Raw genomic sequence first — 7467 nt, forward strand, 5'->3', positions numbered from 1 at the left:
TTCTGTCACTGCAACAGATGATGCAGGCAACACCTCTAACCCAACATCAGTGACTGTAGGTAAGGGAACTGATACGATAGCGCCAGACGCACCAGTAGTGAATACTGATCTTACAGGTAAGGCGGGCACTCGTACTCCAATCGATGTTATTGCAGAACCAGGTTCTAAGGTTGAATTGTTCGATAAAGACGGCAATAAGATTGGTGAAGCGACAGCTGATGAAACAGGTCTCGCAGTGGTAGTTCCAACAGTTAACATTCCAGAAGGTAGCGTGACAGCTAGAGCGACAGACCTAGCAGGTAACGTTTCAGGAGCTAGTGCTCCAATGTTTGCCACAACAAGTGGAACAGTAGATTCCTTCAACAATGGTAAGGGTTCTGAGAATACTCCAACAGTTGTTAAACCATCACTAAATGGTAAAGTTGAGTCATCAACAACTTTAGCTAATCATATGAACCTTAAAGCAAGAGCAAACATTTCATCAACTGAAAAAGATGCTTCTACACTTCCAGAAACAGGAGACGAAGTATCTATCGGTGGCGTAGTCCTTGGTGGAATTCTTGCGGCAGCTGGACTTGGTTTAGTAGGAAAACGCAAAAAAGAAGACTAAAATAGTTAATAGGTTAAATCCCTCAATATAGTTAGTTAGACTATTTCAGTTTTCGAAAAAGAGACTCATCCCATAAGGGGTGGGTCTCTTTTGTGTCTATTGAACGATGATTTTTACTTACATTAAAATATTAGATATAAAATTGAATAAGAGAGATTAGCCCAATTATTTTTCTTTTGAATTATTAGTATTTTGAATTTCAATAGAATATTTTTACAAATGTTAGAGTCTTTATAATTATTTATATGAAAAGGCTTTAGAGGTTTTCATGAAAGAAAAGTATGGTTGCTAAATAATTATTTATATTGATTAAAAATTAGAGAAAATACTTGCCTAAAGATTAAAAAAAGGATATGATAGATTTCGGAAGAAGGATAATAAATGTATAGAGTGCGTGTTTTTCAGTAACGTCTTCGTTTTTGAAGTGCCTTTGGGGTACAACGATTAACATATAGGAAGATTATGAATGAAACAAGCAAATCATGTTTTTGAAAAAGTGACAAAATACGCCATTCGTAAATTGTCAGTTGGTGTCGGGCCAGTTGCTATCGGAACATTCTTGTTAGCAGGTGGTCTTTTCGTGTCTAAGCCAGTTTCGGCGGATCAGATTACTACGGATGCTTCGGTACATATGGCCTATGTTACTGAAAATGAATTGACAGCTGAAGAGCAGAAGCAAGTGATTCATGCTATTCCAAAGGAATATCAAAATGATGATACTTTTTATCTGGTCTATAAACGTAAGGGAGACAGTCAAGCTACTCTTCCTCAGACAGGTAGTTCTGACTGGGCCGCAACAGGTTTAGGGCTGACAACAGCAACTTTGGCTGTGCTCCTATTTTCAAAAAAACACCGCAAAAAGATTATTGGATTGGTCTTGATTGGAGCAGCAGGGCAAAGTTTACTTGTCCCTCTTGAGGTTCTTGCTTTGCAAAATAAGGAGTTACAGGCATATAATCAGACTCTGACTGTCTCAGATGAGGCGGATCTAGCTAAAGGTGTTATTACAATCGATGGTTATGAGTATGTCGGCTATCTTCGTTACTCGGCTAAGCCTGAACTTGAACAACCTTTGGAGAATACTTTGAAAGGACTTGAGCCATCAAGAGAAGATAAAAACACAGCAAGCCGGGATGAAATAGATAAAGAAATCAGTTGGAAAAAAGGAACTCAGGAGCCAGGTCATGAGGGCGAAGCTCTAGTTCAACCTGCTAATCCAGAGTACACTGGACCAATTAGCGCTAAAGGTACGCAAGAATCAGGTCATGAAGGTGAAGCAGCTGTTCAACCTGCTAATCCAGAGTATACGGGCCCAATCAGTGCTAACGGCACACAAGAAGTTGGCCATGAGGGTGAGGCAGTGGTTCAACCCGCCAATCCAGAATATACTGGTGTTATCAGTGCTAACGGTACGCAAGAGGTTGGTCACGAAGGCGAGGCTCTAGTTCAACCCGCCAATCCAGAGTACACCGGCCCAATCAGTGCTAACGGGACACAAGAAGTTGGCCACGAAGGCGAGGCTCTAGTTCAACCCGCCAATCCAGAGTATACGGGCCCAATCAGTGCTAACGGTACGCAAGAGGTTGGTCACGAAGGCGAGGCAGTTGTTCAACCTGCTAACCCAGAGTACACCGGTTCAATCAGTAGCGATACTACAAGTGCCAATGGTACCCAGGAAGTTGGTCATGAGGGAGAAGCGTGGGTTCAACCTACCGCTCCAGAATATACGGGCCCAATCAGTGCTAACGGCACACAAGAAGTTGGCCATGAGGGTGAAGCTGTGGTTCAACCAGCGGCTCCAGAATATACTGGTCCAATCAGTGCTAATGGCACACAAGAAGTTGGCCACGAAGGCGAGGCAGCTGTCCAACCAGATAATCCAGAGTACACTGGACCAATCAGTGCCAATGGAACACAAGAATCAGGCCACGAAGGTGAGGCCCTTGTTCAACCTGAGAATCCTGTTCATACCCCAGTTGTCGGCAGTATCACAGAGACTGAAACGCAAGCCATCGATTATCCTATCGAAGTGATTACGGATGATAACAAGTATATGGATGAAGAAGTTGTCGAACAAGAGGGTAAAAAAGGTAGCCAAGAAATCCAGAAAATTTACCAAACCATTGATGGTGTCAAGGTTGGTGAGCCGACTATTGTGTCAGGTAAGGTTATTGAGGTGCCACAACCTAGAAAAATCCGTCGTGGTAGCAAGCCTCTAGATGGCACAACGACGGAGGAGTCCATTGTAGAGCTTCCATTTAAAGAAATTGTCCAAGAAGATGATAGTCTAGAAAAAGGCACATTGAAAGTTGTCCAAGAAGGTCAAAAAGGCCAAAATATAATCACCAAGGTTTATAAGACTTACAAGGGTAACAAGACTGCTGAAGAGCCAACTGTCACTGAAACCGTGCTAGTTCCTGTCCAAGATCGTATCGTTCGCAAAGGGGCTAAGATATCAGAAAAACCAGTTCTTACACTGACACAGATTGACAAGGATGACTTGGGTCGAAGTGCCAAGCTTAGCTACCAATTGACTAATCCAGGTTCAGTAGCCATCACGACTATTAAAGCGGTACTTAAGAAAGATGGACAAGTTGTCCAAACGCTTGATGTTCCTAGCACGACCTTGACTGCTGATTTAACAAACTTAGACTATTACAAGCCGTATACACTTACAACAACCATGACCTTTGATCGTGGCAATGGTGAGGAAAGTCAGGTCCTGGCAGACCAAACCATCCAACTTGATCTCAAGAAAGTTGAGCTTAAAGATTTTGCCCGTACGGATTTGATTAAGTATGACAATCAAACAGAAGTGGATGAAACCCGTCTGACAGCTGTACCTCAAGACCTTACGAATTATTACTTGAAGATGACTTCGGCAGATCAGAAAACAACTTACTTGGCTGTCAAGTCTATCGAAGAGACAACAGTTGATGGTAAGGCGGTTTATAAGGTAACTGCAGAAGCGGACAATTTGGTGCAACGTGATGGCCAAAATCATTTTGCTCAAACTTATAGCTACTACATTGAGAAACCGAAAGCTAGTCAAGCCAATGTTTACTATGATTTTGCTGAGTTGGTCAATGCCATTCAGGCTAATCCATCAGGTGAATTTAGACTGGGTCAAAGTATGAGTGCTCGTCACGTTGTTCCAAACGGCAAATCATACATTACGACCGAATTTACTGGTAAGTTGATTAGTGATGGTGACAAACGTTTTGCCATCTATGATTTGGAACACCCATTGTTCGATGTTATCAATGGGGGAACCATTAAGAATATCAACTTTGAAAATGTAGACATCAATCGCCCTGGTCAGAATCAAATAGCAGCAGTTGGATTTAACCTTAAAAACAAAGGTTTGATTGAAGATGTTAAGGTGACTGGTTCAGTTACTGGTAATAATGACGTTGCGGGGATTGTCAATAAGATTGATGAAGATGGCAAGATTGAAAATGTCGCCTTTATCGGTAAGATTAACTCTGTTGGTAATAACTCGACAGTTGGTGGGATTGCTGGCTCAAACTACATGGGATTTGTTAACAGAGCTTATGTGGATGCGACTATTACGGCCAATAATGCCAATGCAAGTATGCTGGTACCATATGTCACCTACATGCTTAATAGCTGGAAGTCTGGAACTAAGGCAAGGGTAACAAATTCAGTAGCCAAAGGTGTTCTTGATGTTAAAAACACAAGATATGTCGGTGGTATTGTTGCCAAGACTTGGCCTTACGGAGCTGTTCAAGACAACGTGACCTATGCCAAGGTAGTTAAAGGTCAAGAAATCTTTGCATCTAATGATGTTGATGACGAAGATGGTGGACCTTATATCAAAGACCTCTTTGGGGTTATCGGCTATAGTTCTGCCGAAGATGGCACTGGTAGAGATACCAAGAGTCCGAAAAAACTCAAACATTTGACTAAGGAAGAAGCTGACAAGCGTGTTGAAGGCTACAAAATAACGGCTGATACATTTGTCAGCGAACCTTACGCGTTGAATACTCTTAATAATGTTTCTAGTCAAGCTGATTTTGCCAATATTCAAGACTATAATCCAGAATACAACCAGGCTTATAAGAATATTGAGAAACTTCAACCGTTCTATAACAAGGATTATATTGTCTATCAAGCAAACAAACTGGCTAAAAACCATAACTTGAATACCAAAGATGTACTCTCAGTGACACCAATGAAAGACAGTAATTTTGTCACAGACTTAAGCGATGCTAACAAGATTATTGTTCACTATGCTGATGGTACTAAAGACTACTTCAAGCTTTCAGATAGTTCAGAAGGTTTGAGCAACGTTAAGGAGTACACTGTTACTGATTTGGGTATCAAGTACACTCCGAATATTGTCCAAAAAGATCACTCAAGTCTTATTAATGGTATTGTTGATATCCTTAAAACGATTGAGTTGCAGTCTGATCCAATTTACCAAAAACTTGGTCGTACCGGTCCAAATAGAGTAAATGCCATTAAGAACCTCTTCTTGGAAGAAAGCTTTGAGGCTGTTAAAGCTAATTTGACTAACCTTGTGATTAAGCTGGTTGAAAATGAGGATCACCAGCTTAACCAATCACCTGCCGCTCAACAAATGATTCTTGATAAGGTCGAGAAAAATAAGGCTGCTCTCTTGCTAGGTTTAACCTATTTGAATCGTTATTACGGTGTTAAGTTTGATGATGTCAATATCAAAGAAATCATGCTCTTCAAGCCAGACTTCTATGGTAAAAATGTGGATGTCCTTGACCGTTTGATTGAGATTGGCTCTAAGGAAAATAATATCAGTGGATCAAGAACATATGATGCTTTTGGTGAAGTTCTAGCGAAATATACTAAATCTGGAGATTTAAATGGTTTCCTAAACTATAATAGAGAATTGTTCACTAATATCGACAATATGAATGATTGGTTCATCGATGCCACTAAGGACAAGGTCTATGTTGTAGAGAAAGCTTCGCAAAATGAAGGTGTCGGTGAGCACAAGTATCGTGCTTACGATAACTTAACACGTGGCCTACACAGAAAAATGATTCTGCCATTATTGAATCTTGATAAAACAGAGATGTTCTTGATTTCAACCTATGACACCATGTCATATGGAACAGCTAACAAGTACAATACGACTCTTGAGAAACTGAAACCTGAGATTGATCTAGCTGCCCAACGTCAAATCAACTACCTTGATTTCTGGCATAGATTGGCTACAGACAAAGTTAAAAACAGATTGTTCAAAGATATTGTCAATCCTGTCTGGGAAGGTTTCTATGTCTGGGGTCATGGTTGGCCAGGTTGGCCAGAGCGCTACGGTCAATTTAAAGACAGTACAGAAGTCTATGCGCCAATCCGTGAAATCTATGGTCCAGTTGGTGAGTACTATGGAGACAACGGAGCTATGGCCGGTGCCTATGCTGCTATCTATGACAATGCCTTTGATAATCGTGCCAAAGTTACTTTCGTCATGTCTAACATGATTAGTGAGTACGGTGCTTCGGCCTTTACGCATGAAACGACCCACATCAATGACCGTATTGCTTACTTTGGAGATTATGGTCGTCGTGAAGGAACAGACGTTGAAGCATATGCCCAAGGTCTTCTTCAATCACCAGCTACTCAAGGTCATCAAGGTGAATACGGCGCCTTAGGACTTAACATGGCCTTTGAAAGAGAAAACGACGGTAATCAGTGGTATAACACTAATCCAAACAAGTTGAACTCACGTGAAGCCATCGACCGTTACATGAAGGGCTACAACGATACCCTCATGCTTCTTGACTCACTTGAAGGGGAAGCGGTCCTCAGTCAAGGAAATCAAGAGCTCAATAACGCATGGTTCAAGAAGGTAGATAAACAGCTACGAGGTAACAGTAAAAATCAATACGACAAGGTTCGTGCTCTAAGTGATAGTGAAAAGGCTATTAACTTGACCTCTATTGATGACCTTGTGGACAATAACTTCATGACCAATCGTGGTCCAGGAAATGGTGTCTATAAACCAGATGATTTCTCTTCTGCTTATGTCAATGTTCCTATGATGTCTGCCATCTATGGAGGAAATACCAGCGAGGGTTCTCCTGGTGCCATGTCCTTCAAGCATAATACCTTCAGACTCTGGGGTTACTATGGCTATGAAAAAGGCTTCCTAGGTTATGCGACTAACAAGTATAAACAAGAAGCAAAAGCGGCTGGTAAGGACACCCTTGGAGACGACTTTATCATTAGCAAGATTTCTGATGGTCAGTTCAACTCACTAGAAGCCTTCAAGAAGGCCTACTTCAAAGAAGTGAAAGACAAAGCGTCACATGGTTTGACGACAGTTACAATTGACGGCACAACAGTAAGCTCTTACGATGATTTATTAGCCTTGTTTAAGGCTGCAGTAGCAAAAGATGCTGCAAGTATTAAAACAGATAATAACGGTAATAAATCAGTGTCAACAAGCCATACGACGAAACTCAAAGAAGCTGTCTATAAGAAACTCCTACAAGAGACAGATAGTTTCACAAGTTCTATTTTCAAATAATAGATGAAAGAATCCCCTTTGGCGAAAAGCCAAGGGGATTTTTGAATCTTTCTTGAAATCTTGTGCCAAAAAGTCTGAAAACCTAGTAGTGATAAGGGATTTAGAAATCAAGCGGTAAGATGTGAGTTAGGAGGTTTAAAAAAATATTCTTTTTGAAGGTATAAATTTTGTATTTTAATAAATAGAATCAAAACCAAATAATGTCGTATCGGGAATGGGTGTTTTTAATAAAAAAGATTATCGGTTAAATATATTTAGAAAATTATAAAACTAACAAAAAGTCGGGTTAAGGAAAATGAAAGCACGAATGTTTTGATGTTTCAAA

At 40.7% G+C, this 7467-nt stretch carries 2 protein-coding genes; both read left to right on the forward strand.

Annotation, left to right across the window (positions count from 1 at the left end; translation table 11 throughout):
• A partial coding sequence (locus tag H7T99_RS10355; RefSeq protein WP_201035992.1) for an LPXTG cell wall anchor domain-containing protein occupies nt 1-610 on the forward strand: 610 nt, incomplete at its 5' end.
• 466 nt (nt 611-1076) lie between these two features.
• On the forward strand, nt 1077-7142 hold the full coding sequence (locus H7T99_RS10360) for a ZmpA/ZmpB/ZmpC family metallo-endopeptidase (protein WP_037601914.1): 6066 nt from the start codon (nt 1077-1079) through the stop codon (nt 7140-7142).
• Nucleotides 7143-7467: the final 325 nt, after the last annotated feature.

This window comes from Streptococcus sp. 17.1, from assembly GCF_016648655.1.
Classification (GTDB): Bacteria; Bacillota; Bacilli; order Lactobacillales; family Streptococcaceae; genus Streptococcus; species Streptococcus salivarius_E.

Coding starts and splice junctions, on each gene's coding strand:
- H7T99_RS10360 (WP_037601914.1), top strand. CDS start 1,077: ATGAAACAAGCAAATCATGTTTTTGAAAAAGTGACAAAATACGCCATT.